The organism is Haloferula sp. BvORR071, assembly GCF_000739615.1.
Taxonomy (GTDB): Bacteria; Verrucomicrobiota; Verrucomicrobiia; order Verrucomicrobiales; family Akkermansiaceae; genus Haloferula.
Genome location: NZ_BATP01000027.1, coordinates 66,007 through 90,814, shown reverse-complemented (window position 1 = coordinate 90,814; position 24,808 = coordinate 66,007). Strand labels below are relative to the sequence as shown.

Annotated in this window: 19 protein-coding genes; 9 read left to right on the top strand and 10 right to left on the bottom strand. The window is 62.6% G+C overall.

The window, feature by feature from the left end; translation table 11 throughout:
- The first annotated feature begins 79 nt into the window (after window positions 1-79).
- The gene (gene mgtE / locus BV071_RS15010; RefSeq protein WP_035608676.1) at window positions 80-1,477 is read left to right on the top strand and encodes a magnesium transporter; all 1,398 of its coding nucleotides are present in this window, start codon (window positions 80-82) and stop codon (window positions 1,475-1,477) included.
- A complete protein-coding gene (locus tag BV071_RS15005; RefSeq protein ID WP_035608674.1) occupies window positions 1,474-1,878 on the top strand; it encodes a hypothetical protein in 405 nt (134 codons plus the stop codon). The genes mgtE and BV071_RS15005 overlap by 4 nt, the downstream gene beginning before the upstream one ends.
- Here BV071_RS15005 and BV071_RS15000 read toward each other — a convergent pair whose 3' ends face one another.
- The 3 genes from BV071_RS15000 to BV071_RS14990 all read right to left on the bottom strand — a co-directional run bounded on the left by BV071_RS15000 (window position 1,879) and on the right by BV071_RS14990 (window position 5,696).
- The gene (locus BV071_RS15000) at window positions 1,879-2,457 is read right to left on the bottom strand and encodes a hypothetical protein (RefSeq protein WP_035608672.1); all 579 of its coding nucleotides are present in this window, start codon (window positions 2,455-2,457) and stop codon (window positions 1,879-1,881) included.
- A 108-nt stretch (window positions 2,458-2,565) separates the two neighbouring features.
- Complete coding sequence (locus tag BV071_RS14995) at window positions 2,566-4,209, bottom strand: hypothetical protein (protein WP_035608670.1); 1,644 nt, start codon at window positions 4,207-4,209, stop codon at window positions 2,566-2,568.
- On the bottom strand, window positions 4,206-5,696 hold the full coding sequence (locus BV071_RS14990) for a hypothetical protein (RefSeq protein WP_035608666.1): 1,491 nt from the start codon (window positions 5,694-5,696) through the stop codon (window positions 4,206-4,208). The genes BV071_RS14995 and BV071_RS14990 overlap by 4 nt, the downstream gene beginning before the upstream one ends.
- 153 nt (window positions 5,697-5,849) lie before the next feature.
- On the opposite strand from BV071_RS14990, the gene BV071_RS33000 reads away from it, so the two are divergent.
- Window positions 5,850-6,425, top strand: coding sequence for a four helix bundle protein (locus BV071_RS33000; RefSeq protein WP_052573382.1), 576 nt, complete (start codon window positions 5,850-5,852; stop codon window positions 6,423-6,425).
- 56 nt (window positions 6,426-6,481) lie between these two features.
- On the opposite strand, the gene BV071_RS14980 is transcribed toward BV071_RS33000, so the two are convergent.
- Window positions 6,482-6,922, bottom strand: coding sequence for a nucleoside deaminase (locus BV071_RS14980; RefSeq protein WP_035608874.1), 441 nt, complete (start codon window positions 6,920-6,922; stop codon window positions 6,482-6,484).
- 80 nt (window positions 6,923-7,002) lie between these two features.
- Between BV071_RS14980 and BV071_RS14975 the strand changes: the two genes are divergently transcribed.
- The 3 genes from BV071_RS14975 to BV071_RS14965 all read left to right on the top strand — a co-directional run bounded on the left by BV071_RS14975 (window position 7,003) and on the right by BV071_RS14965 (window position 12,075).
- Complete coding sequence (locus BV071_RS14975) at window positions 7,003-8,076, top strand: LOG family protein (RefSeq protein ID WP_035608659.1); 1,074 nt, start codon at window positions 7,003-7,005, stop codon at window positions 8,074-8,076.
- A gap of 69 nt (window positions 8,077-8,145) precedes the next feature.
- On the top strand, window positions 8,146-9,150 hold the full coding sequence (locus tag BV071_RS14970) for an alpha/beta fold hydrolase (protein ID WP_035608657.1): 1,005 nt from the start codon (window positions 8,146-8,148) through the stop codon (window positions 9,148-9,150).
- A gap of 162 nt (window positions 9,151-9,312) precedes the next feature.
- Window positions 9,313-12,075 carry a DUF2339 domain-containing protein gene (locus tag BV071_RS14965; protein WP_035608652.1) on the top strand — a complete coding sequence of 921 codons (2,763 nt, stop codon included), beginning with the start codon at window positions 9,313-9,315 and terminating at the stop codon, window positions 12,073-12,075.
- 35 nt (window positions 12,076-12,110) lie between these two features.
- Here the strand turns inward: BV071_RS14965 and BV071_RS14960 are convergent, their stop codons facing one another.
- The 5 genes from BV071_RS14960 to BV071_RS14940 all read right to left on the bottom strand — a co-directional run bounded on the left by BV071_RS14960 (window position 12,111) and on the right by BV071_RS14940 (window position 18,237).
- Complete coding sequence (locus tag BV071_RS14960) at window positions 12,111-13,442, bottom strand: hypothetical protein (protein WP_035608649.1); 1,332 nt, start codon at window positions 13,440-13,442, stop codon at window positions 12,111-12,113.
- Complete coding sequence (locus BV071_RS14955; RefSeq protein WP_035608646.1) at window positions 13,439-15,406, bottom strand: RNA polymerase sigma factor; 1,968 nt, start codon at window positions 15,404-15,406, stop codon at window positions 13,439-13,441. The genes BV071_RS14960 and BV071_RS14955 overlap by 4 nt, the downstream gene beginning before the upstream one ends.
- An 81-nt stretch (window positions 15,407-15,487) precedes the next feature.
- A complete protein-coding gene (locus BV071_RS14950) occupies window positions 15,488-16,117 on the bottom strand; it encodes a DUF4328 domain-containing protein (RefSeq protein WP_035608644.1) in 630 nt (209 codons plus the stop codon).
- A gap of 81 nt (window positions 16,118-16,198) precedes the next feature.
- On the bottom strand, window positions 16,199-17,428 hold the full coding sequence (locus tag BV071_RS14945) for an aspartate kinase (RefSeq protein ID WP_035608641.1): 1,230 nt from the start codon (window positions 17,426-17,428) through the stop codon (window positions 16,199-16,201).
- A gap of 299 nt (window positions 17,429-17,727) precedes the next feature.
- Complete coding sequence (locus tag BV071_RS14940) at window positions 17,728-18,237, bottom strand: helix-hairpin-helix domain-containing protein (RefSeq protein WP_035608637.1); 510 nt, start codon at window positions 18,235-18,237, stop codon at window positions 17,728-17,730.
- A gap of 184 nt (window positions 18,238-18,421) precedes the next feature.
- Here BV071_RS14940 and BV071_RS14935 point away from each other — a divergent pair, with 184 nt between their 5' ends.
- The 3 genes from BV071_RS14935 (at window position 18,422) to BV071_RS14925 (ending at window position 23,084) form a co-directional block, all read left to right on the top strand.
- Window positions 18,422-19,723 carry a hypothetical protein gene (locus BV071_RS14935; protein WP_035608634.1) on the top strand — a complete coding sequence of 434 codons (1,302 nt, stop codon included), beginning with the start codon at window positions 18,422-18,424 and terminating at the stop codon, window positions 19,721-19,723.
- 136 nt (window positions 19,724-19,859) lie between these two features.
- The gene (locus tag BV071_RS14930; RefSeq protein WP_052573381.1) at window positions 19,860-21,314 is read left to right on the top strand and encodes a glucan biosynthesis protein; all 1,455 of its coding nucleotides are present in this window, start codon (window positions 19,860-19,862) and stop codon (window positions 21,312-21,314) included.
- 75 nt (window positions 21,315-21,389) lie between these two features.
- Entirely contained in the window at window positions 21,390-23,084 is a 1,695-nt protein-coding gene (locus BV071_RS14925) for a carbohydrate porin (protein ID WP_081886009.1), read from the top strand.
- Between the two features lie 9 nt (window positions 23,085-23,093).
- Here BV071_RS14925 and BV071_RS14920 read toward each other — a convergent pair whose 3' ends face one another.
- Complete coding sequence (locus BV071_RS14920; protein ID WP_265594463.1) at window positions 23,094-24,701, bottom strand: LysM peptidoglycan-binding domain-containing protein; 1,608 nt, start codon at window positions 24,699-24,701, stop codon at window positions 23,094-23,096.
- Between the last annotated feature and the right edge of the window lie 107 nt (window positions 24,702-24,808).

The following is a 24,808-nucleotide window of genomic DNA, read 5'->3' as shown; positions in this document are numbered from 1 at the left end:
ATGTCGCAAAACCATTGAGCGCACGGGCTTTTCTCACTCTCCGCTCTTGGCTCCCGGCGCTTCGCTCCTAAACTCCCGCATGCCGGACGACGAAGCCACCCTACCGCTCGAGGAGTTGCTCCGGGCAGTAGCGGCGGAAGACCGGAGCGCGGTCCGCGCGCTGGCAGAGGACGTCCACTACGCGGACCTTGCGAAGGCCTACCAAGAGCTTGATCCTGAGAAACATCCGATCTTTCTCAAGACCATCGGCCCGGCTCTGGCGGCGGACATGCTGGTGGAGCTACCGGACTCGCTGATCGAGGAGGCGCTGGATGCCTTCACTCCCTCCGAGCTGAAGGTGCTCTTCCGCGAACTCTCGGACGACGACCGCGTGGACATCCTGCAGGACGTGGGCGATGAGGCGCGGCTGCGCTTCCTCGGCCTGCTGGGGCCTGAGGATGAGGAGCTTACCCGCTCCCTGCTGAAGTACGACCACGATACCGCGGGCGGCCGCATGACCACCCGCATCGGGCGGGTCTTCCTGAACCAGACGGTCAAGCAGGCGATCGAGATGCTGCGCCGCGGCCAAGAGTCCACCGAGACCTTGAGCCGGATCTTCGTGGTCGATGACAAGGGCCGCTTGGTCGGGAAACTCCGCTTCCGCGACCTGGCCTTCAATACCTGGGACACTCCGCTGCGAGATATCATGCGCGAGATCGGCCCGGAGCGCGTGCTGGCCACCGCCGACCAGGAAGAGGCGGCCAACATGTTGCTCAAATACGACCTCATCGCCCTGCCGGTGGTGGATGAATTCGGCCACCTGCTCGGCATCGTGACGCACGACGACGCGATGGAGATCATGCAGGAAGAAAGCACCGAGGACATCGAGAAGATCGCGGGTATCGGTGGCGAGCAGTCGGAGGAGACCTATCTGAACACCACCATCCTCACGCAGTTCCGGCGCCGTGCGGGTTGGCTCACCGGTCTAGCCTTCGTGTCGATCCTCTCGGGCTACGTGATGATGCACTATGGCACGGTGCTCAGCCAGGTCTTCCTGCTCTCGCTCTTCCTGCCGATGGTGGTTGCGGCGGGCGGCAATACCGGCGGCCAAGCCTCGACCATGGTCATCCGCGCGATGTCGCTGGGTGAGATCGATCCGGGCACGACTTGGCGGGTGGCATGGAAGGAACTGCGCACCGGGTTTTTCCTGGGGGCTCTTCTGGGCTCCTGCATGGCGCTTTTCACGGTGCTGCTGCTGCCGCTCTTCCACATGCCGATGCCGCCGACACTGAGCTACGCGAAGGTGGCCCTGACAGTGGCGGTGGCGCTGACCACCCAGGTCACCTCCGCGACCTTTCTCGGTTCGCTGCTGCCGCTGGGCGCACGCGCCGCGAACCTCGACCCCGCAGTGGTATCGGCTCCGGCGATCGCGGCAATCGTGGACGTCTCCGGGATGGTCATCTACTTTACGGTCGCTCGCGCGATTCTCGGCTTATGAAGGACCTCAAGGATGGCATCCGCGCCCATGTGCGCCTGGATTGGATGAACCGCGTGCACAAGCGCTTCCGCGGCACGGATGCGGACAAGCGCTATGCCAATGAAGTGGAGGTGCTGAAGGTGCTTGAAGAGCGCGGCTGCCCCTACGTGCCCCGCTTGCTGGAGGAGCATCCGGAGGAACTCTACTTCGTCTCCACAGGTGTGGGTAAGCTGGCGGACACCATCAGCAAGGAGCGTGCGGACCAGTTGTTCGCGGAACTGGAGCGCGACTACGGCGTGCGTCATCTCGATTCCGAGCCGCGCAACATCACCTACGACACGCGGGCGGGTCGCTTCTGCATCATCGACTTCGAGTTGGCGGAGATTTTGCCGGACCCGAAGGCCCCATCGCCTGTGCCCTGATCAGGCACTGACGGGGACCATCGAAACCCGCGCAAATTCCTTCGGTCGTAGTACCTTGCTCGCCGGTTCAGGCATCCGGCCCAGGCACCAGTCCACGAAGCTGTCAGCGATCACGTGGACGAGGCTATCTGTGCTGAAGCGGTCGGGATCAAGGTGCATTGCCGGCTCATCGGAACGGCAGTCGCCGCAATTCGAGACCAGCACGCGGAAGACACCGCTGAGGTCGCGGGTGGCTTCGAGGCAGGATTGGCCGGCCAGCACCGCGCCTCCCAGGGAGGCGGCACTGCGAATGATTCTCTCAAAGTCGCAGGCCGAGGAGGCTGCGGCACCGGAAGCGGCCAAAATTCTTGAGCGCCAGATCGGGTTGCCAGCCAGGCGGCGGATGGCTTCGCGATCGAAGGCGATGGCTTCGCCGGTGTTCGCGATGCGCTTCGCGTTCAGCCGGTCGCGGATCTCGATCCCGAGCCGCGAGACATCGCAGCTACAGGTGGTGGCAAAGGCCAGTGAGCCTGGCCAACGTGAATGCCCGAGCCAATTCTCGAGGCGGGCATTGTCCAGTAGTTCCCCCGGAGTATGCATGGCGTGTCAGAGTCAGCGCAATCGCACCAGGATTCCAAGCACGAGCTGAAGAATTTGCACTGAATGTGAATAAGCTCCGTTCCACGGAAACCGTTTCACATTCTCATGTCAGTGACTTGGCGCAAGTTTCGCCTCCCATGCCTTCGCCGCGGCGGGTGAGTACGATGACCATCGTAGCACGACGTTCTTCGCCGCCCAGTCGCGCTGCTCGCCCGCCGGCAGGGCCTCGACCCATTTGGCAGCGGCGGCGGGATCCTGTTCGGCCCATTGGCTGACGATCTGGCAGTAGCCTTTCATTGCCTGCGGTCCCGACCAATCTTCACCGGCCGCCTGCGCCAAGCTCGCCTTCACCGCGGGTGGCAGCCTCAAGTAGTCGGGAGAGCCTTTTTCCAGGATTTCGGCGGCGCGGGCGGAATCCAGCGTCTTGGCCGCGGCGACGGCCTCAGCCACCTGAGGTGCTGACCACGCGGCCAGGCCATCGCTAAGATTCCGCGCCGAATCGGCGGTGAGTGCCTTGATGAATTCACCGGGCCTATCCACGAGAGGCTTGATATCGGCGTTCGTCTTCTTCTTGCGCATCTCCGCCAGCTTGGCCTCGGCCTCGCCTCTCACCTCTTCATCAAGAGAAGCCACCCATGCTTCCGCTGCTGGCAGCCCATCGCGCCAAGTATTCAGGATTGCAGCGGCAAGCTTGGCTCGCGTGGCGAGAGGTAGCCAGTCGCCTTCTTCAACGAAGCGTTTGCCGGACTCGAGCTTTTCATTGTCCCAGAAGCCTCCCGCGGCGGCGTCGAGTTGGATCTTCGCCAGTGCCTCGGCCGAGATGCCGGGCACGGGACCGCGCATGGCCATCCACTCATCGCCACAGCCGATGTCCAGGGAGCCGGAGGCAGCCAATTCATCCATCCATCCGTCCGGCAGGGAGCTGGCGTTGGCGGTGAGCAACTTGGCCGGTTTGCCCCAGCCATCCTGATTGAAAAGATCCTTAATGGTGCCCGCACCTTTGCCCTCGGCCTGGAGGAAGCCAACCGTCCAAGCGAAGTCTTTTTCCAGCCATGCGTTTCCCACGGCCTTCACTGCCCACTCGCGGTCGCTGCCCTTCCAATCCTTGATGTGGGCGAGCACCGCCTCGCGATCTTGCGTCGCGAAGGAACCGAGGAGCTCGCGAGCGCGGTAAGTGTCGGAAGATTTCGAAGCAAGCACTTCGTCGAGCAACTCCAGCGCCCGCGGTAGATCGGTCTTTGAGATGACGCGGGTCAAGGATAGAGCGAGATTCTGGCGGTGGGCCGGATCAAGCGAGTTGATGTAGGTCATCGCCGCGGCTTCGTCCGCCTTGAGCCATGCAGCCAGGGCTGGGTCGGGGTTGCTTTGCTTGGAGTCGATCTTGTAGCGGGCGAAGGTGGCGGGATCCGCTGCCATCCAGCGTTCCTCCACGATCATGTAGAAGAGGCCTTCGGTGTCGCTATCGAGGAACTCCAGATAGTTGCCCTCATACCAGCGCTGTAGATCCGCGATGGGCAGCGTGGAGGCCAGGCGCATGGTTTCGCGCATCCGTCCCTCGCGATCCTTGATAGCGCGGATGGAGTTGATCTCGCGGCGGATGGAATCGGGAATGCGCGAAGCAGCGCGGAAAGTCTTCGCAGATTTCCCTCCAGCAGGTCCCGGTGCATCAACCGGCTTCGGTCTCGGGACGGGAAATGCGGTGCCCAGCGCGACACCCGCTGCCACCAGGAATACGGCATGCAGGCTCTTCACTGCCGCCCTCCTTTCGATTCGATGAACCTCTGGAACTCGGCCTTTTGATCAGCCGCCGCCGGACCATCCGGGCCGAAGTACTGCGTCGTCTGCTCGCGATACAGGGAATACCATGCTTGCATCAGATCCTGGGCGGCTCCGGTGCGAGTGTCTTGATTGGAGATCTTGGCAGTCCATTCCATGGCTTGGGAGAAGCTCTCCTTGGTGGGCGAGCCCATGCGGTAGTCCTGTGCCAACTTCGAGTAGTGCCCATCCCTCGCCGCTTCATCCGAGAGCGTGGAGACCCATTGCACGAAGCCATCGCGGTCACTGCTTCTCCAGCTTTGCATGGCCTGCTCCTGCGTCTCGCGCGGCAGGACATCGATCACCCCGGCGGGGTCCTGTTTGAGTAGCGGCAGCACCCAAGACTGAAGCGTGTTGTAAGAGGAGGAACCGTTGCTGCTGCTGCCATTCGGATAGATCACAGGCACGACGGTGAAGCCGCTCCCGGCGAACTCCCGGAGCAGCGCCAGCGATTTGGCAGGATCGCTCTCGAGCAGTGCCGGCCCTGCGATTGCGAGCAAGCGGTTACGCGGTCCGCCCGGCTCCGCGGCATCTGCCATGGCCATGACTGCGGCAGGATCGCTGGCGGCGAGCGCGCGGGCTTTCTCCACGGTGATCTCGCTCCTCAGCTTGCCTGCTGGAAGCTCCGCAATGGCCGCATCCAGTTTCGCGGGCTCCTGATCCAGCATCTCCTCGACCAGTCCTTTCCATGGGGATGAGTAGCTGCCCATTCGGGAGGTGTTCTCCAAGGCCCACTCGAAGGCCCGCGCTGGTTCGTATCGGGCCCACTTGGCGAGTTGGCCGCTGTCGAATTGATACTCCAAGGAGGTTTGCCAATCGACATTTTGGAAGCCTTCCCCGATGGCGCCGGTGACCGCCGGGTAGTCGTAGCCCGGATTCTCGGCGAGGAGCTTCTTCGCCAACTCCGGCTGCGCCCAGCCCGCCCCTTGCAAGACCCGCCACAAGTAACCGGACTTGCGGGCCTTCGCTTCCCGCACGCCGAGTTCAGGGTCGATTTTTCCCCATGCGACCCATGGCAGATATTCGTCTTCAGTCCCGGCGGTCTCCTTGAGGGCATCGTCTGGCGCGATGCGCATCCAGCGGTCGAGCAGAAGGTTCTTGAGGCGGTTGTCGTTGGATTTACTGGAGACGAGCTGTCGCCAGAAGGCGCGGAGTTCTTCGGGTGTTGCGTTAGGGAGCCAGAGAACGGTCTCGGCGGTGCGCATCGCACCCGGTGGCAGGACGGCGATCTCCGAGGGGGGGCGGTTTTCGGGGATTTGCCACTGGTGGGTATTAGGCGGCGCTGCGGTGGGGGCGGGGGAATCTTGTTTCGGAGCGGGTGTGGTAGCCGATGGTGACCACCCTGGCGCGAGAGCGCGCTTGATTCCATAGCCGGAGGTGGCCCCGAGGGAGATCAGGGAGATGGCAAGGAGGGTGGTCCGCATGTCACTTATTTACCTACCCCGTGAGAAAGTCACAAGGGGCTGGGTTTGTCAGGAGATATGTGGAGGAGGCGAGAAGGAAGGAATCCCAATTTCAAATTTGAGATTTGAAATTTCAGATTTGAAATCCGCTAGAGGATCGCCCGGAATCTCTACATGGCCTCCTATGATCGCTTTGAAGACCTGCCGGTTTGGCAGACAGCGATCAAGCTTGCGGAGGGTTGTGAGGACTTCCTGGTGTTAGCGAGGGATAGGATCACTTGGTCGAAGCGCGATCAGCTTGATCGCTGCTCTCTATCCGTATCGAACAATATCGCGGAGGGATTCGAGCGCGGTTCGACGAGTGAACTGCTGGCGTTTCTCTACATCGCACGTGGCTCAGCGGGAGAGACTCGCTCAATGCTCGCTTACTTCGAACGGCGGCCCGCCCTTGTGGATTTCAAATCTCAAATTTCAAATTTGAAATCGCTTGCGGAGAATTGCTCGCGGCAGCTCCGGGCGTGGGCGGACTCACTCCAGAACTCGGAAATCAAGGGCCAGCGGCATCTCAACAGTCGCTCCCGCGAGGATTATCGGAAGAGGAAGGACGCAGAGGTCAGGCGCAAGACCTTCGAGGAAATGGAGCGCGCCATGATGTCGAGATTTTCGCCCGATCATCCGCTACGGCGGGAGTATGAGCGGAAGAATGGGCCCTTGGACGATGCCAAGGGAGAACAAGGGCCGCAGCTGTGAGTCTTGGAATCTCAGATCTGAAATTTCAAAGCGGAAGAGACGGCAAAGTGCTACCTTCAAGTCTCACCGATATCCTCATTCCACACGCTCGGATACGCCTCGATGAACTTCTTCATCAGGTCGATGCACTCCTTGCTCTGTACCACCTCGAGCTGCACGCCGCGGCTCTTGAGGAGCTCTTCCTCGCCCAGGAAGGTCAGGTTCTCGCCGATCACCACCTTGGGAATCCCGTAGAGCAGGATCGCACCAGAGCACATCGGGCAGGGGGAGAGGGTGGTGTAGAGGGTGCACTCCCGATAGATGTGCGCGGGCAGACGCCCGGCATTCTGGAGGGCATCCATCTCACCGTGGAGGACCGGGTTGCCTTGTTGCATGCGGCGGTTGTGACCGCGGCCGAGGATGATTCCCTGGCGGACCAAGACACTGCCGATCGGGATGCCACCTTCGGCAAATCCCGTAGATGCCTCCGCGATCGCGGCTTGAAGAAAGGGGTCCATGTGCGCTATGATCTGGTCTGCCCCGCCGCCCGGCTGCCCCGGCACGGCGTCTGCTGAATCACCCTGCATCAGCGAATCTCATGCCTAAAGTACGACTTTCTGGAACCGTTCTGGGGACCGATGACCCGGGACGGGAAGCCCGCGCACGCCTTCTATACCTGCTCTTCAGCAAGGGCTGGGACATCTACAATTCAAACGGCGACCAGCGGATCACCCTCTCCAACATCGAGCGCAAGATCATCGAGGCGGAGTCCTTTGTCTTCACGCCCGGCGCGACGCTGGAAGACATGTTCAAGGCGATCTCGATCTTCGTCGGCTACCAGACCTTGGACCGCAATCTGGCGGGCAAGCCGACGGTGATCCTGAACACCGACGCCTCTTGGAATCCCTTCTTCGCGGTGCTCGACCACCTGAACAAGATGGGCACCATCAAGCAGGATCACCGCGACTTCCTGCTGGCAGCCGAGAGCCCGGAGGACGTGATCGAGACCCTCGATCTGGTCCGCATGAAGGGCCTGCCCGACGCCGGCCGGGAGAAGATCGGCGAGAACAAGGCGGGTTCCTTCGAGGACCCGGTGCCAGCCGACTACATCGGCAATGTCTGTGTCTTTTGCTCCGCCACCCTCGAGGATCCTGGCTATCTGGCTGATGGCCGGGCGCTGGGGCGGACCCTTGCGGAGAACCGGCTGGGCTGCGTGTCCGGAGCCGGTCGCTCCGGAATCATGGGTGCGGTGGTGGAGGGCTCGGTCGGGGCCGGCGGCTGGACCGCGGGCTCGAATGTGCCTCACATCATTGAACTGGAAGGACTTCCGGATGGTCTTTCGAGTTTCTGGCTGCGGCCGGACATCTACACCCGGATGGAGGTGATGATCGAGAATTCGGACGCCTTCGTGATCTTCCCCGGCGGTGCTGGCACCGTGCAGGAGTTGTTGGCGCTCATGATCTTCAAGCATCAGGGGAATCCCCTCATGGTGGGCAAGCCGGTGATCCTCTTCAACCGGGAGAATGCCGACGGAGTGCGTTTCTGGGACCCTCTGATCGGCCTGCTGGGGGATCTCTGCGAGCCCGGATCCTTCGGCGTGGCGGAATCCTTGGACGGGATCCTGCCTCTGATCCGGGAGGGCTTGGAGGCCCGGGAGCCCGCGGAAGCCTGATTTTCGCTCAGGAAAGTTCGTGGAAAGTCGGATTGCCCTAGTCCGTAAGAAGTGGCACAATTTCAACGGATGAAGATCAATTCAGGGAGCTGCCCCCCCGGTGGATTGCTGCGCCGCGTGCGGAGCTTGGGCTCGGTCGTGCTGGCGTCCCTTCTTCTGTCCCAGTGTGCCACCCAGTACAAGCTGGTGGCCGATCGTCCCGAGGAATCGCTGCGGCGCGAGACCTTTGGCTACCGCAAGTGGCTCAAGGACGGCGTGCAGCCGGACACCGTGGTGATCGCCCTCCACGGCTTCTGCGGCGCGGCGATCGACTACGAAAATCTGGGCAAGCGCCTGCTCAAGGAGCAGCCTAAGACCGCCGTTTATGCCTACGAGATCCGTGGCCAGGGCAAAGACCCGCTCAAGGAGCGCCGCGGCGACATCGACGACCCGGAGCAGTGGTACAATGACCTGAACCGCTTCTCGGAGATGGTCCGCGAGAAGCACCCCAAGGCGAAGATCATCTGGTTCGGCGAAAGCATGGGGGCGCTGATCGCCTCTCACACCTTCAGCAAGGACGTTGCCAACGGCGGCAAGTCGCCTTGCGACGCGCTGGTACTATCCTCACCGGTGGTGAAGTTCCGCGATGATTTCCCGCAGTGGAAGAAGGACCTCGTCCGCCAAGTGGCGGCCGTGGCCCCGATGGCTAGGCTGTCGCTGGAAACCTTGGCCGGTGGCCAGGAGGTCCAGATGACCCATGACACCTTCCACTCCCAGCAGTCGGAGACCAATTCCTGGCATATCGACAAGCACACCCTGCGCCTGCTGGTGGCCCTCGGCACCTTGATCGACGGGATGCCGGACTGCGCCAAGACCTTTAATGTGCCGACCCTGGTGCTGCACGGCGACAAGGACTTCTTCAGCCGCACCGAGGACGTGCAGGCCTTCTTCGGCAACATCCCGGACAAGAAGACCCGCCAGCTCAAGCTCTACAACGACGCCTACCACTTGCTGATGTACGACAATCGCAAGGATCAGGTGATCGGGGATGTGGAGCGATGGATCGGCGGGCTGAAGAAAAAGAAGAAGGGCTGAGCCTTCCTTCTTTCCCCTCCGATCATCGCTCTGATCGATGATGTCAGGGGCCGAATCGATGGAATACCATGAAGGGGATTCCGGTAAGATTCCGGCGTGAATGATGAGAGCAGCTCCGCGGCTTGGAGCGAAATCCAACGACTCCGGGAACGATTGGCGGGCATGGAGTGTCGCCATGCGGAGGAGATCCAGCAACTGAGGTACAAGCTGCAGGCCTTGGCGGAATCCCTGCTGACGCCGGAGCCGGAAAAGGCCCCCGCTCTGCCAACTTTTGAGACGCGAGCTCCTCTAGTGCCTGAGCCAGCCCCGGTGCTGGTGGTCGAGCAGAAGCCGGTGCCAGTCAGCGCGCCGCCGCCGCCGCCTCCCTACCCAGTCCAGCGGGCGGCCCGGGCTTCGGCAGAGGCTGCGCCCCTCGAGGTTCCGAAAGCCGCCAAAGGCTCGTTTGAGCTTCAGCTCGGCCGCGTGTGGTTGGTCCGCATTGGGATCGCGCTGCTGCTCACCGGCTTGGTGCTGTTGGGGAACTACGCTTACAGGAACTGGGTCCACGATCTGCCGCCGATCGTCCGCCTCGTCGCGCTCTATTGTGGGTCCTTCCTCATGTGCGGTGCCGGCTACTTCTGCAACCGGCGTGACGATCTCCGGAAGTTCAGCGAGGTGGTGATGGCCGGTGGCTTGGCTTTCTTCTACTGGTGCACCTTTGCCGCGCATCACGTGCCGCGCCTACAAGTGATCGAGTCGCGGGTGACCGCAGGGGTGATGCTCTTGGGTGCCGCTAGCGTGATCGTCGGTGTGGCGCTGCGCCGCGATTCCCGGATCACGGCGATGATGGGGCTGCTGCTGGCCTGCTACGCCACCATCCTGCAGCCCCTGGGCTGGCTGTCCGCGGCCTCGAATGTGGTGCTCGCCGTGGCCGCGACCGGGCTGATGATGCGTCGCGCCTGGGCTGGTCCGGGCATTGCCACGATGGCGGGTATCTACCTGTCCTTTCTGTGGTGGCAGATCGCCGGGGCAGCGGGCGGCGGTCCGGTGGATCCCTCGGCACTCTACTTCCTCCCGCCGGTGTGGCTGGTCTTTGCGCTCTCGGGCCTGCACGGCATCGGCCATCGCTTCAGTGCCCTCAGCGAGCGCGGCCGGGCATTGCTGGCCTCGGTGAACAACCTCGCCTTCTTCGGTCTCTTCACGGGGGTTTGGCTATTGCACCATGGCAGGGCTGACTACTGGCAAGTACCGGCGGTCTTCGGTTCGGTGCTTGTGATCTTCGGGGTGATCGGCCGCTGGAAGAATCCCGCCTCCGCCGCTCACCTGGGACAGGGGCTAGCCGCGCTAACGCTGGCGATGGTGCTCAAGCTGGAGGGTGATGCGCTGGCGACCGGCTTCGCGATCCAAGCGCTGCTCCTGAGTATCGCCTTCGCGCGTTTCCGTGGGCGGATCGAGGTGACCTTCGCGGCCTTGGCAGCGGTGGGCGCGGCGGCGTGGTTGATCGCCTATCGCATCGGCGAGATCCCGGTTTGGAGCCGCGGTGTCTGTGCGCTGCTGATCAGCAGCTCCGTCTTGCCGCTGATCTACGGTTCGAGCCGCAGCGATGTGAAACCGGATCTGCAGGCGATCGGCCGCAGCGCCACCTCGGTGGTCTTGGCAGCTGCCAGTGCCGCGATCTTGCTCGGCTGGAGTCTCTATCTGGAACCGGGCACCCGCTACCTGACTCTCATCAGCGTGGGCATGGGCATGTCCGCTGCCACGCTGCTGGCGGACAAGCAGCGGTGCCTGCGGGATCTAGCTTTTTGGGCCGGTGCTTTCCACGCCGCGGGGATCATCCTGCTGCTTGGAGCGAAGGAAGTGTCGGCAGCGACCCCGGTGTACGCGGTGCTGATCGCCATGGCCTCGCACTGGCTGTGGGTCCATCGCGTGCCTGCAGGTGAGTTGGGCAAGAGCGACCCCCTTCGGCGGGCGGATATCTTCCAGTGGCTCACTGCCCTGACGGTGAGCGTGGGTGCCTATCAGGCAATCGACTTGCGGGAACCCGCGCTCATTCCGCGGATGCTGATCTTTGGTACGGCGGCGCTGGCGCTTGCGGCGGCCGGGAGATACCTGCTGCGCAGTCCCGTGCTGGTCATCGCCGCGGCGCTGTTGATGCCGGAGTTGATCCGTCTCCAATTGGAACGCGGATCGCAGGCTTGGATTTCGGAATTCCTGCCGCTGCTGGCCTGCGGTGGCTTGGCGGCGATCGCGCATCTGCCAGGACTGGGCAAGAAATCGCTGGTTGCCGGGACTATCGCGCGGGCCTTGGGCACGATTTCCTGGACTCTGGCGTGGCGGGAATTGAGCCCGGAGCACTGGGGCGAGATCATGGCGCTGAGCGCACTTGGGGTGATGGCCATTCCGAAGAAGTGGTCGAAGGATAGTCCCTTGGAAGGCTGGGCCTTTCTCGTGCTCACCAGCTATTGGCTCGGCCTATATCTGACCGTCTGTCCCTGGCACGAAGCGGACTTCTCGAACGGGCCGCAGGGTTGGGTGATTCCGCTGGTGCTCTTCACAATACCCTTCGTTGCACGCGTCCCTGAGGCCTCACAACGCATCATTCGCCAAGCACTACTGGCACTGGCCTGTGCGGTTCTCGCCGCATGGTCCACCGAACTGCTGGTGCGTTACGCCGGCTGGAAACCGGTCGCGCCGCTATGGACGGTGCTGGGCTTCGTGCTGGTCTCTACCGGGCTGTGGCGGAAGCTCGCCGTGCTGCGCCACGCGGGCTTCGCGCTGCTGGCCTTTGCGGTAGCGAAGCTCTTCATCTCCGACGTCTGGGACTTCGGGACCTTCTATCGGATCGTCGCCTTCATTGCACTGGGCGTGGCACTGGTGGTGCTGGGCTTCTTCTACAATCGCTTCGCGGAGGTGCTGAAGAAGTTGTTGGAGGCGGATGAGGCGTGAGGAGAAGTCCTTGAATGTCGAGGACCAAGCTCCACTCACTTCTCGCTCTGCTCCGCTTCCCCATTTCCAATCATGGGGCCGACACCGCTGCCCATGCCCACGGATGCAGCTCCTTCGGCGGTGCCGGGTTCTTGTGGGCTCTTCTCCGGCGAGCCCTGCGCGAAACGTGCGGCGAGCTCTGGATCACGGAGCGAAATTCTCTCCACCAAATCATGAACCATCCGGTCTCGGTCAGGAGAATCGGGGTGTTCCTCCAGCCAATGTCCGACCGCCTCGTAGTCGGTGCTGAGCCATTGGCTGAAGATGTTCTGTGATTGATCGCGCGCCGTCTCCTCATCCAGATGTTCATGGAGCCATTCGATCCATTGCCCGCCGTCCTTAAGGTCAATTCGGTTAGTCAGGTTCTCGCCGATGATCTGATATTCTTCGGTTGTTAGATCGGCTTGGGCCATCCATGCGGCGCTGGGCGTGTATTCCCCATGTCTGTCGGGAAGGCTGCTATCAAGGCCGAAGGCCAGAACCTCGAGGGCCCCGCGATGAGCCTTGTCACCGGCGGGAGCTTGTCGTGATACCTGCCATTCGCGGAGCACAGCCAGGGAGGAATTGCGCTCTTCCGGCGTCGTCCGCGCCAAGATCATGGGAATGAGGGCTTCCGGCTGACTCGGCTTGAATTCATCGATCAACTTGAGGGCCTGGCGTGGATCTTGTTTTCCGATTCCTGCGATCAAGTCGCGGGTCGCACTTTGCAGTAGGTCGGGGCGCAGCTTGGCCCGGTTTGCAGTGAACCAATCCAAGGCCGCTTGCGGGTCGCGGGCGACCATCTGGCGTGTGGTTTCCGAGACCACGCTCAAGGGCAGCATCCATTCCAAGGTGTCCAGTAATCCCTGAGTATCCAAGAGCACCGCCAAGGCCCGGTCGGGGTGATCCTTGGCCAACTGGCGAAGCGCGAGTCCGATCAATCCTTGGTAAGTGGGGGGATGATCTGTGCGGGTGAAGACTTCGCGGATCAGCATTTCCCATTGCCCGGCATCCAGGCCGAGAAGCTGGTCCATCTGATGCGTGATCTTCTCGCGCAGGGCTGGATCCGATGCATCCAGGCTCCCGGCCTTGGGTCGCATTTCATCAATGTAGGCGATGAATGAAGTCGCAAGCTGCCGGGTTTCCTCTTCCCGGTTAGGACGCGGAAGCTTGGACGGCAATATGACACTCGTGGGATTCTGCGGGTCCACGGTGATGCCACGGCTGGCAGCTTGGTCGAGGAGCTTGTCGCGCGTCGCGCGACTGACGGCGAGTTGCTGGTGATTGTGCCACGCCAAGCCGGCGCTGATTGCGAGGATCAAGGCGGCGATGCCAGGTTTTCGCTTCATTTGCCGTTCGTGGATTGGAGATCTTGTAGTACATCCGCGCGGAGGACCGGGTCGGAGATCCTTGAGATGACTGTCTGACGCAAGGCCGCGTGTTCGGGACTGTGTTCGGCGAGCACAGGGCGCAACACGTCGTCACTGCAGCCTTGCTCAAGGCAGTGAAGGGCGAGTGTCACGAGCTCGGGATATTTCATGCTATTCGCAAGCTGCCCGATCGCCATGGTGATCGCCTTGTCCGCCAGGTCGGGAGCCTGCTTGCCAACCCAACTGCGGAGCGCGTCCAGGTCTTCGGGAGCCACTTGCATGGGCTTTCCTGACTTGCGGGGGAAGTTGATGTCGTTAGCGACTCCGACGATGATCGAGCGGCGCTCTTCCTCAGTGGCTGCAGTCCTCTGCCAATAGCTCTCGATTTCCTCGAAGCTCCCGTGGAAGCGATGTTCCACCGCTTCACCCACGATGGCGCGCGAGGCATCCTGCGCTGGCAATTGTTCCCGCACCATTCGCGCGAAACCGGCGTCGTGTTCCGCTTGCAGGGCAGGGAAGTTGCCTCCGCCTTCGAACATGATGCCGTAGCGCATCCTCTCTGGCAAAGCCGCGAGCCTGCGTCCGGCCAGATCCACATGCGTGCGGATGAGAGGATAGATCAGCTTTTGCTCGAGGCTGATCCGCAAGTCCGAGAACTTGCCTACGCCCGACCCATCGTGATCGCCGGCAGCAAGCCGGGCATCAAGCCAGACGGAAGCCTTGTCTGCGGCCTTGTCGGCCCACTGCCCGAGCAGCTCAAGGGAGAGCCGGTCGATCTTCGACTTGAGAGAACGGGTCATCGCGGTCTCCGGATCTATTTCCAGCAGGCTCATGTAGAGCTGCTTCTCGAGTGCCTCGCGCTGCCTCGGCTCAAACTTCAGGCCCTCGATCTCATCCAAGGCTGTCACCAGGCGTTCGCTACTGAGTGAGTAGAAGCCATTGAAGAGATGCTGCCGCAGCGTGAGGTAGGATGCGTCTTGGCCGGTCCACTCGTGATCGGCGAGTTCCTTGGCCACGGCGAGCCAATCCAAGGGTTCCGTATCAAGGGCGGTGGGGATTCGCTTGCGGGTTGCTGGAGTTCTGCTTGGAGCACTGGTCGAAGCGAGGGTCGAGATGAGCGTGGCGTTCCCGCCCTCCAGTTTTGCCAAGGCCAGGCGCTGGCTAACCAGCCAAGTGATGGCGAGGATCAGGGTGGCGGGGATCACATAGGAGCTGGCTTTCACAGAGAGTGTGGTGATGAAGGTGGAGGAGCCCACGGTGGCAGTGCTGCTGGCTGCACTCGCGGCCAGGACCTTGCCAGCGATGAGTGGGCCTGCCGCGGCGGCGGCCTGGGCATCCGCGGTGAAGCCGGCGAGCAGTAGGGCGCCGAGTGAGGTCCCGGCCACCGGGCAGCCGAGGCGCACGAGCTTGTCGCGAAGACGACTGGTCGCACGGTCGATGCGCTTCTGCGCGGCGTCCGTGGAGATACCCAGCGTCTCGCCGATCTCACGGACGCCGAGCGAGCGGTAGAAGCGCAGTAGAAGTGCCTCGCGATACTTGTCCGGCAGTCCGGCGAGGGCTTCATCGAGCACCGGCTGAAGATCCTGCCAAGGATCACCTGGTGACGCGGGAGGATGGGTGTTCATGGTAGCGAGGAGTTTCTCCCGCTTGCGCGTCTCACTTTGGGTGGCACGTAGGAGGTTCTTCGAATGCATGAGCGCGGCGCGGTGGAGCCAGCCACCGAGGGAGGCGCAGGTGAGCAGTGACTTCGCCTTGCGGGCCAAGAGCAGGAAGGTGAGCTGCGATGCCTCCTCGGCCAGGGAGTCATCGCCCCCACAGGTGCGACGCGCGGTCATGAGGACCAATCCGGCGTAGCGGGTGACCAGCGTGCGGAAGGCCGCCTCGCGCTGCTGCTCCAGCCACTCGGCGAGCAGTTCAGGATCGGATGGACCGGAATTCTCCATTTCTGCCAAGGAGTGTTTCCCTGGCGATCAAACCGGACAAATATTTTCGCCGGGCACCCCGGATCGAATCGCTAGGGCCATTCAAGCTTCGGTAGGAGTCTGGGCGCGGGTGATACTCATCATGAGCTGCCACGAGACCAAGAAGGTCACGAGCGCCCACAGGAGGGCGAAGAGTTCGAAGCCAAGGGGCCTTACGATGGCCAGCGCCATCAGGAAGTTGCCAAGATGGCCGATCCACCAGAGAGCCACCCAGCCGATCCAGATGCCGGATGCTCGCGCGATGCCAGCCATCGCGCGGCATGGTGTTACCAGATTCACCAGCGGGATGAAGTAGGATGCCACCGCCATGACGGGCGAAACGGTCATGAGCTCCGGTTTCAGGAACCTGGCGTTGAAGGCCGCGCGATACTTCCAGTTCAGGAATAATACGGCTCCAGCCAAGGCCGAGATCAGCATCGGCCAGTCCAAAGGTCCGGGGCCTACGGAGTAATAGGTGTCGTGGAGCTGAGGATTCTTCGCCTGCAAGGACGGCATGAAAACCTTCATCCGATAGGCTTGATTGGCCAGTGCTATCAAGATGGCGAGGCCGTAGAAGAACAAGCTGACCTCGGCCTGCAAGGCCAAGGGCAAGAGACTTCCTCCTATGCGCGGCGTGGCTTCGGGAACCGCGTCCGGGACAGGCGGTTTGTAGGGTTCATCCACTTTCGTCATGGCGAGCGGAAGTGAGCTGCCCGTCAAGGGTGGATGATCCCCAAGGTGCGGCTGAGCCGCGAATGGGGACACATCCCGTGCTTACTTCACCGGCTCCTTGTCGAGCTGGAAGGCATCGTGCACCGCGCGGGCGGCGTCTTCGATACGGGTCTCGTCGACGGTCACGGCGATCTTGATTTCCGAGGTGGAGATCATGCCGATGTTGATGCCCGCTTCGCCGAGTGCCTTGAACATGGTGGCGGCCACACCGGAGTGCGAGCGCATGCCGATGCCGACAGCGGAGAGCTTGGCGATGCCCGCCTCGGTCTCGATCTTCGCGTCCGGGCTGATCTCGGCCAGCACGGCCTTGAGCGAGGCCTGGGCCTTGCCGAGATCGTGCGAGTGCATGGTGAAGGAGTGCCGTGCGAAGCCGTCGTGCGCGATGTTCGACACGATCATGTCGAGGTTGATCTCCGCCTCGCCGAGGCAACCGAGGATCTTGCCGGACATGCCGGGGACATCCGGGATGCCGGTGATGGTGACGCGGGCTTGGGAGCGCTCGATCGAGACTCCGCGGATAACGACGTTTTCCATGGCAGGGTGTTCTTCGCGCACCAAGGTGCCCGGGTTATCATTCAGAGAGGAGCGGACTTCGAAGACGACGCCATACTTCTTGGCGAACTCGACGGAACGGGACTGCATCACCTTCGATCCGGAGGATGCCATTTCCAGCATCTCGTCGTAGGAAATCTCCGGCAGCTTGCGGGCGTTCTTCACGATCCGCGGGTCGCAGGTGTAGACGCCATCGACGTCGGTGAGGATCTGGCAGACATCCGCCTTCAGGGCCCCGGCGATCGCGATCGCGGTCAGGTCCGAGCCTCCGCGGCCGAGGGTGTGGATCATGCCCTCCGGGGTGACGCCCTGGAAGCCGGCGACGACGAGGGTCTTCCCCTCATCCAGCGAGCGCTGCATGAAGTCTGGCGAAATGTCCTGGATCCGGCCGCGGGTGTGCGAGCCGGTGGTGTAGATGCCCGCCTGGCGGCCAGTCACGGAGACGGCCTCCAAGCCAGCCTCGTGCAGGGCCATGGTCACCAACGCGATCGATTGCTGCTCGCCGGTGGCCAGCAGCACGTCCATCTCGCGTTCGGCGGGCGTCTCGGAAAACTCCTTGGCCATCTTGATCAGGCCATCGGTGATCCCGGACATCGCCGAGACCACGGCGACGACCTGGTTGCCCTCGTCGCGCGTGCGTTTCACGCGTGCGGCGACGTTGCGCATGCGGTCGATGGAGCCGACGGAAGTGCCGCCGTATTTTTGGACGATGAGGGCCATGGCCGGTGAACGGGGCGGGGAGTGAAGGAAAGCGGGCGGGCGATGGCAAGCCCGGGGTTGGGCAGCGTGGACAGAAACCTGAAAAGCCGAAATGAAGCCATGGGCGCACCAGCTTATTTGACGCCTCGTCTCACCACCGCCTCGACTTGCAGGGCTGATTCACCCGTTAAAGAACAATGCTCCAGTCAAGTTCATAAGGGAGTCATGGCCCAGCTTTCCCTAAACCGAAACACGACAAGGAGCCCGGGCAACCGGACTCCTTGTCATTGATCGGTTGAATCAATCCCGCCCCGCGCGACTCAGGTCGTTTTCTTCGCGGGTGTCGGCGGCGTCTTGGGCGTTGCTGGTTCTTTTTTCGGCTCCGGTTTTTTCGCCGGTTCCTTCTTCGGTTCCGGAGTGGCTTCCTTCATGCCACCCGCGGTCCATTGCACGATTCCATCAAAGGTCTTCTTACCGATGCCATCGACCATGATCAGATCCTCCACACCCTTGAGAGGACGCGCTTTTTTGATTTGAGCGGCCTTGCTGTCGCCAATGCCCGGAATCGTTCCAAGCGCCTTGTCATCGCCGGTGTTGACCAGATCGAGCAGCTTCTTTTTCTGATCGACACTCAATTTGCCCGACTCCTTGGTGGCGTGCTCAACCAGTGCCTTGTCCGAGTCCGACAGTTCACCGGGCTTCTTTTCGGCGGGTTTAGCCTCCGCCCCTTTTTTCTCGGCGGGTTTGGCTGCGGCCTCCTTGGCTGGAGTCGCTTTTTCCGCTGCGCTCAGCGAGCCCGCCGAGCAGAGCAGCGCCGTCAATAAGATCATGGATCTTTTCATCGCTTGGATTGGGTAGCCGGGAAACTTCCCGGGGTTCTAAACTTCTAATACCTCACGCGGAAAATTCCAGCCCCAAAGAAAGATCGCGCGGCATCGTAAGGAGCACCGGAAGCTCGACGGGCCGATTTGGTTTGGAATCCCGGGAATTCAGGGTATGCGAATCTGTCTATCGATGAGCTATCGCCCCTCCCGCGGCTTGGTCCTCTGTCTTGCTCCGCTGCTTGCAATCGGCGGCACCGGTGCGTGGGCATGGAGCAAGACAAGCCAATCTGCACTGCACGAGCATGCCGCAGGGGACTTCATGGCTCTCGCCAGCAAGAGACGGGAAGGCGGCGAAGAAAGAAAGGAAGACAGCCCGGCTGCCCGCAAGGCCATGCGCGAGGGCTGCGCCGCATTGAAGGCGAAGATGCTTGAGGAGTATCCCGGGCTGCGGATCGAGCAGAAACCTGTCCCGGACGAGGTGAATGCCTTCCTCCAGTTCTACAAGATCTCCTGCATGCCGCAGGGCAGCAGGCCCACGATGTCGGATTCGCTGCGAGCCTTGCTCGATGCCAATAGCCCTTGGGATCTCGAGAAAGTGAAAGCCGCGCTCGCGGAAGACCCGGAGTTTGTGGCTCTCGCGGAAAAGATCGCTGCGATGCACGACCGCTCCAGCTCCCACATGCCGGAAGACTACGTCGGCTTCATCGCTGCCAGGACCGCCAAGGAGATGTCCGACGTGCTCGTGCTGAAGGCCCGGGTCGCGGCCGAAGAAGGGAATGAGGTCGAGGCCCTTCGTCTGGTTTCAGCCATCAGGAATCTGGGAGCGGACTTCCGCGAGATCGAGGAGCGCAACCTCCTTACTGAAACCGTTGCTATCCTGGTCGATCTGAATGCCCTCAAGTCCAGCTTCCAGCATCTGCTGCCGAGCTTGGGACCTGACATCGACCTTGCGCAGTGGAAGGAGGCTTTCGCGACGACGAAGGGCTACACGCCGGCAGACTTCGCCGATGTGAGGCGCGGCGAGTGGAGCACGACTTCAGAGTTCTTCCTCTACCCCGCGATTCTCCGGCAAAAGCCTGCGGATGGCGAAGCGCTGGCGCGGTTCGATGCGGCGAGTTACGAGAAGCTCGTGAACGAATTGCCCGGGACAAGCTGGGCGGAATTCGCCAAGAAGGGCAGCCTTTCCTTTCTAGGGGAAATGGATGGGTTCAGCAGCAAGAGCCGTGAGATCGCTGAGGCTTTCGCTACCGGCAACTCAGAGTGGAACAAAGGATACATGCGAGCCGTATCGCTAATGGCGATCCAGCAAGCCGCCTTGGACTTGCTGATTCTCGAACAGAACGGCGAAGCGCTGGGAATGGAGTCTGCCTCGAAGCTCAAGCCCGACCCTGTCAGTGGGAAGAGCTACCGCTTCGACCCCGTGACAAGAACGCTCTCGCCGCCTGAGGAGATCGCCGAGTCGAAGGTGGAGTCGGTGAAGCTGCCGTGGTGACGGCTGCGGCTCTTCCGCAAACCTACGAGTTCCTGAGACGAAAGGTCGCATGGCTTCCCTGCGTTCTGGCGCGGTGCAATTGGATCCCGAATTGAGGCAAAAAAGTGGAAAACGTGTCGCAATTCTTGCCGCAGCGATGACTTGGGGCGGGTGCCTTTGGGCTTCCGATACGGGGATCTACACGGAAGAAGCGGCCAGGTTGGCCGGAGGGGACTATGTGCCCGGCTACTCTGAGCCGACTGCCTTTTCCAAAAAGCTCACCTACGACGATATACGGAAGCTCCACATCGCCCGCCGGCACTGGCTCTTCAGCGAGTCCAGCGGCAATCTCCAGGTGGAGCCGCTGCTGGCGGGCAGCTTCAACAGCCGTGGCATCAAGCTTCAGTCGATCCAGAGTGGGAAGGCGACCGATGTTCCTTTCGCGACGGAGATGGTGGAATTCCCTGCGGATCTCAAGCGGGGTGAAGGCGACCAGCTTGCCGGATTCCGCGGCTTCCGGGTGATGGGACCGTCCCATCGCGGTGGCGGCTCCTACGAGCAATTCACCTTTGGCGGGGCAACCTATTTCCGGGGTCATCCCGAGGGCCTTAACTATGGCCTGAGCGCCCGCGGGATTCGCCTCAAGCGGGGGAGCAAGGAGGAGTTCCCGATCTTCGAGCGCTTCGCCTTGGAGGAGCCGGCGGAGGGCAGCTCGACCATCACCATCCATGCGCTGATGAACGGACCCTCGGTCACGGGGGCCTACCGCATCGTCAGCATGCCGGGGAATCCGCATACGATGGAAGTCCATGCCAGCATCCATCCCCGCAGGGGCGTGAGTCCGGACGAGCTTGACCTCGGAGTTGCCGCCTTCTCCTCAATGTTCTGGTTCAACCCGGCGTCGCTCACGCCGGTGAGCGACTTCCGCGAGCGTGTGCATGACTCCGAGGCATTGCGGATCGAGAGCAATTCCGGCGAATGCTTGTGGCGGGTGTTGGCCAACCCGGAGAAGCTCCGCGAGACGAGCTTTCCGGTGGAGGGGCTACGGGGCTTCGGGCTGGTCCAGCGCGAGCGGGAGTTCAGCGCCTACGAAGACGGCACGGCCCGCTACGAACGCCGGACCTCCGCGTGGGTGGAGCCACTGGCCGGAATGACGAATGGGGCGATCAAGCTCCTGGAGATCCCGGCCAAGGGCGAGTACGACGACAACATCGCGGTCGCGTTTCATCCCGCGGCGCTGCCTCCGGCGGGTGAGCCGCTGGAAATTTCCTACCGGCTGCAATGGTGCGACGATGCTCCGCGAGGTCCGCTGGCCCGCATCCTGCAAACCCGCGCCGGCACCCTGCCGGACCAAGCGCAGGGAAAGCTTCTTGCCGTGGATTTCGAATATGACCCCGCCAAGGGGATGCCCGTGCCCGCCATCACGATGCCCGCGGGACTGGAGGCGAAGTTCAGCTACCTCAAGCCACTGCCGGATGGGAAATCGCTGCGACTCCATCTCTTCGTGAAGCCGGAGGAAGGTTCCGGCCATGCCAGCATGGAGATCCGTGCCTGCCTGCGGCGGGAGAAGGAGGTGGTGAGCGAGACTTGGGTCTATCCTTGGCAAGGGTGAGCGGTCCCCGTCGGAGCGTGAAGTTACACTTTGGTATAATTGCCGCGTCTGCCCGCTTCTGGCTCCCTCTTTGGGATGGGAAAATCCATCCCCGGCCTTGCCGGAGCCCTGCTGTTGTTGTCGTTGCCCGCGTCCGCCCAAGAGGACTCGACAGAGGCGTTGCGAAAGGAAATTCAAGCGATGCGCCAGGACTACGAGTCCCGCATCCACAAGCTGGAGAACCGGATCGAGGAGCTGGAAACGAGGCCCGCTGCGCCGGCGGAAAGCGCCGCGCATTCGGGCTCCGGCTCCGCCACCAAGCCGCGCCGCAGCAAGTCAAAGGCGGCTCTGGAGGAGTCTCCGGCAGCAGCCGCCCCGGCCAAGGGCACGACGGATGAGGATGCGGCGGTCGCCGCAGCGGCGCGCCAGTGGCGGAAGCAGGCGGATGAGCAATTCCGCGGCGACACCGAGGTCCGCGACATCGCCCGTCAACCGGCCAAGGAAGGGACGCTTGATGCCCGGATTGAGGACGTGCTGGAGGGCTATATGGACATCACCGGCTACTTCCGCGCCGGCTACGGCCGCTCGGATGCGGGCGGCCCGCAACGAGCCTTCGGGATCCCGGGCGTGGCCAAGTACCGCTTGGGCAACGAGGCCGAGAACTACGGCGAGCTCGCCTTTGCCAAGACCTTCTTCCCTTCCGGGCTGATGTCCTCGAAGGAGGCCACGGCGAATGATCCGGTGGCGCGGGTGAACGTGCGGCTGGCGATCTACAATCCCTACGACAACTACGGCTCCGCTTCCGACACCGACTTCTCCCTGCCCGAGGTCTGGGCCTCGATTGGCAATGTGATCCCCGGCATGCCGGAGGCGAAGTTCTGGGCGGGCAACCGCTTCTACCGGCGCCACGATATCCACATCAACGACTTCTACTTCTGGGATATGAGCGGCGGCGGCGGGGGCATCGAGGATGTCCCCCTCGGGCCCGGGAAGTTCGCCTTCGCGTGGATCGGCGATGGGGCGGAGAGCGCGATCTACAGCGACATCGCCGTGCCGGACCCGGTGAATACCGCGGGCTTCAGCAAGAGCAGCTTCGACTTCCGCTGGTATGACTGGCCCTTCGGCGGCGGGGCCAAGGGTGAGCTGGGCTTCGCCTATGCCACCGCCGATTCCGGCGTGGACTCGACCGGACGGCAGGCGGAGGACGCCGATGGCTTCTCGCTCAGCCTGGTGCGGACCAAGGAGGACTTCTGGGACATGGAGAGCCTGCACAAGACCTCGCTGCAATTCGGTACGGGTCCGGCGAAAACCTTCAGCACCGGCTTTGAGAACTTCAGCACGCCGATGGGCACCTTCATCCGCCCGGATCCGGATGAATCATGGCGTGGCCGCGTGACCGACCAATGGGTGGTCAAGCCCTTCGACCACCTCTCGATCGGCAGCGCACTGGTGTATCAATACACCGAGTTCGGCGACAATGCACCGTACCAGCACTGGGCCTCCGCGGGTGTCCGCCCGATCTGGCATTTCAATGACGTCTTCAGCATCGCGCTGGAGCCCGGCATCGACTGGGTTTCCGGCACGGGCACCGGTCATAGCGGCATGCTGGGCAAGATCACCCTCGCGCCGCAGGTTTCCCTAGGGGACGAGTTCTTCAGCCGCCCGGTGCTGCGCGCCTTCCTGACCTATGCCGCATGGGCGAATGGCCTGGAAGGAGCGGTCGGGGGAGTCGACTACGCCCGCGACACCGAAGGCTGGAGCTGGGGCGTGCAGATGGAGTCCTGGTGGTGATACTACAGCTCAACGGGCCGCCTTCGGATTGCTCAGCTCCCATTGCAAGGTCGTGCCCGCGGGCATGAGCCTCACGGCGCGGGCGATGTCCCAATTCGTGAGGCGGAAGCCGCCGATGCCTTCGAGCGACTTCATCTGCCCGGGGATGCTGGTGCCGTGGAGCCCGTAGGGCAGGGGCGTGTTGCTCTTGGCCTTGGCGAGGTTGATCCAGACGATTCCGAGGGGATTGTTGGGACCGGCAGGCAGCACCTGCTCGGCGGCGGGAGCAGGGGCGGTACCGTCAGCGGGAGCAGGCGGGGCTTTCGGCGCTTCGCGCGGCTCGCGCTTGGTGCTCAGATGCGGTTGCGGGATGGCATCGAGGATGGTCCATGTGCCGCGGCCGTTCAGGCCCGGGCGGGCGGAGGCCACTGGCAGGACGGCGACGAGCTGTCCTTCGCGGGTGATCTTCAGCAGCGATAAATCGACCACGGCGGCAGTCACCGGCTTCTGCGGATCGGCGGCCGGTTGGAGTGGCTGTTCGAGCGCCTTCTCGATCTCGAAGGGGATGACGTTCGGCACTTGGAAGATCGCTCCGACAGCGGGTGGGTCACCGAGTTTGGCATTGAGGCGGCGCAGGAAGGCCTCGTCGCAGTGGAAGCGCTCGGCGACGAATTCCCAGGCGCTGGAGTAGCCGAGGAAATCGGCGGCGACCATTTCGTCGTAACTCAGCGGCGGTGGTGGCCCGGGCGGGAGTTTTGGGTTGGCTTTGCTGCCCTTCTTTTTCGGGGCTGGAGCGGAATTTTCGGCGACAGGAATTGCCGCCAGTGCGGCCTTCCGCGGCTTGATGAAGTGGAAGTCCTCCGTGCGCAGGACATAGTTGGTGTATGGCTGTTTCACCGCGGCCAGCGCCTTGGCCTTCAGGTTCTGCCAAGAGGCGGCATCCGAATGAGAATCCTGATAGAGCTGGCTGACCTTCTGGAACATCGCGCCACCCTTGCCATCGATCGCGCTGGACGCGAACAACTCGCGGTCGAGAAAGACCTGCAGCAGCACGGTCTCAAGTTCGAGTTGCTCCGGGGTGGCGGGTTCCTGGACCAGATCGGCTTCGGCCTTGTCGCCGTCCTTGGCCTTGCCCTTACCCTTGCCTTTGTCCTTGTCGGCCTCGGATTCAGGCGGCGCGGGTGGTGGCGGCGGTGGTTGCATCGCGAGCAACTCGCCCGGGGTGGGAATCTTGAGCACTTGGCCGATGATGATGCGGTCGTCCTTGAGCTCGTTGAATTGCTTCAACTGCGCGGGGGTCATGCTGAACTTCTTGGCGATCTTGATCAGCGCGTCGCCCTTCTTCACCTCGTAGGTGGAGGGGCGCTCCTCAGCCGCAGGTGCCGGCGCAGGGGCCGGGGTGCCGTCGGAGGTGGGTGCGGCCGGAGGTTTCGGTTTCAATTCCTCCGGCAGCGGCATGCCCCATGGCTTCCCGTCGGACGGGGTGACGCTCCATTTCCAGTGCACCGCCTGCTCAAGCCCCGGCTCGACCTTGGACGGAGGTGGGGCGGGTGCCGGGGCGGTCTGGGCGATCAGGCAGCCGCAGGTCGATCCAATGGCAGTGGCTTGCGCGAGGAGACGCATCTTCGGGCGGTACATGTTGCCTAGATTACGCGAAGCGAGGGAGGCCGCAAACAGAGAGTCGGTTGACGAAAGGTGTACGGTGCGTTTCCGGAGGCCTTGGTGCTGGCTCCCAGCGCCTTCCA

Coding starts and splice junctions, on each gene's coding strand:
- BV071_RS15000 (WP_035608672.1), bottom strand. CDS start 2,457: ATGCATACTCCGGGGGAACTACTGGACAATGCCCGCCTCGAGAATTGG.
- BV071_RS14990 (WP_035608666.1), bottom strand. CDS start 5,696: ATGCGGACCACCCTCCTTGCCATCTCCCTGATCTCCCTCGGGGCCACC.
- BV071_RS14970 (WP_035608657.1), top strand. CDS start 8,146: ATGAAGATCAATTCAGGGAGCTGCCCCCCCGGTGGATTGCTGCGCCGC.
- BV071_RS14935 (WP_035608634.1), top strand. CDS start 18,422: ATGAGCTATCGCCCCTCCCGCGGCTTGGTCCTCTGTCTTGCTCCGCTG.
- BV071_RS14945 (WP_035608641.1), bottom strand. CDS start 17,428: ATGGCCCTCATCGTCCAAAAATACGGCGGCACTTCCGTCGGCTCCATC.
- BV071_RS14975 (WP_035608659.1), top strand. CDS start 7,003: ATGCCTAAAGTACGACTTTCTGGAACCGTTCTGGGGACCGATGACCCG.
- BV071_RS14965 (WP_035608652.1), top strand. CDS start 9,313: ATGGAGTGTCGCCATGCGGAGGAGATCCAGCAACTGAGGTACAAGCTG.
- BV071_RS14925 (WP_081886009.1), top strand. CDS start 21,390: ATGGGAAAATCCATCCCCGGCCTTGCCGGAGCCCTGCTGTTGTTGTCG.
- BV071_RS15005 (WP_035608674.1), top strand. CDS start 1,474: ATGAAGGACCTCAAGGATGGCATCCGCGCCCATGTGCGCCTGGATTGG.
- BV071_RS14960 (WP_035608649.1), bottom strand. CDS start 13,442: ATGAAGCGAAAACCTGGCATCGCCGCCTTGATCCTCGCAATCAGCGCC.
- BV071_RS33000 (WP_052573382.1), top strand. CDS start 5,850: ATGGCCTCCTATGATCGCTTTGAAGACCTGCCGGTTTGGCAGACAGCG.
- BV071_RS14980 (WP_035608874.1), bottom strand. CDS start 6,922: ATGGACCCCTTTCTTCAAGCCGCGATCGCGGAGGCATCTACGGGATTT.
- BV071_RS14950 (WP_035608644.1), bottom strand. CDS start 16,117: ATGACGAAAGTGGATGAACCCTACAAACCGCCTGTCCCGGACGCGGTT.
- BV071_RS14955 (WP_035608646.1), bottom strand. CDS start 15,406: ATGGAGAATTCCGGTCCATCCGATCCTGAACTGCTCGCCGAGTGGCTG.
- mgtE (WP_035608676.1), top strand. CDS start 80: ATGCCGGACGACGAAGCCACCCTACCGCTCGAGGAGTTGCTCCGGGCA.
- BV071_RS14940 (WP_035608637.1), bottom strand. CDS start 18,237: ATGATCTTATTGACGGCGCTGCTCTGCTCGGCGGGCTCGCTGAGCGCA.
- BV071_RS14930 (WP_052573381.1), top strand. CDS start 19,860: ATGACTTGGGGCGGGTGCCTTTGGGCTTCCGATACGGGGATCTACACG.
- BV071_RS14920 (WP_265594463.1), bottom strand. CDS start 24,701: ATGTACCGCCCGAAGATGCGTCTCCTCGCGCAAGCCACTGCCATTGGA.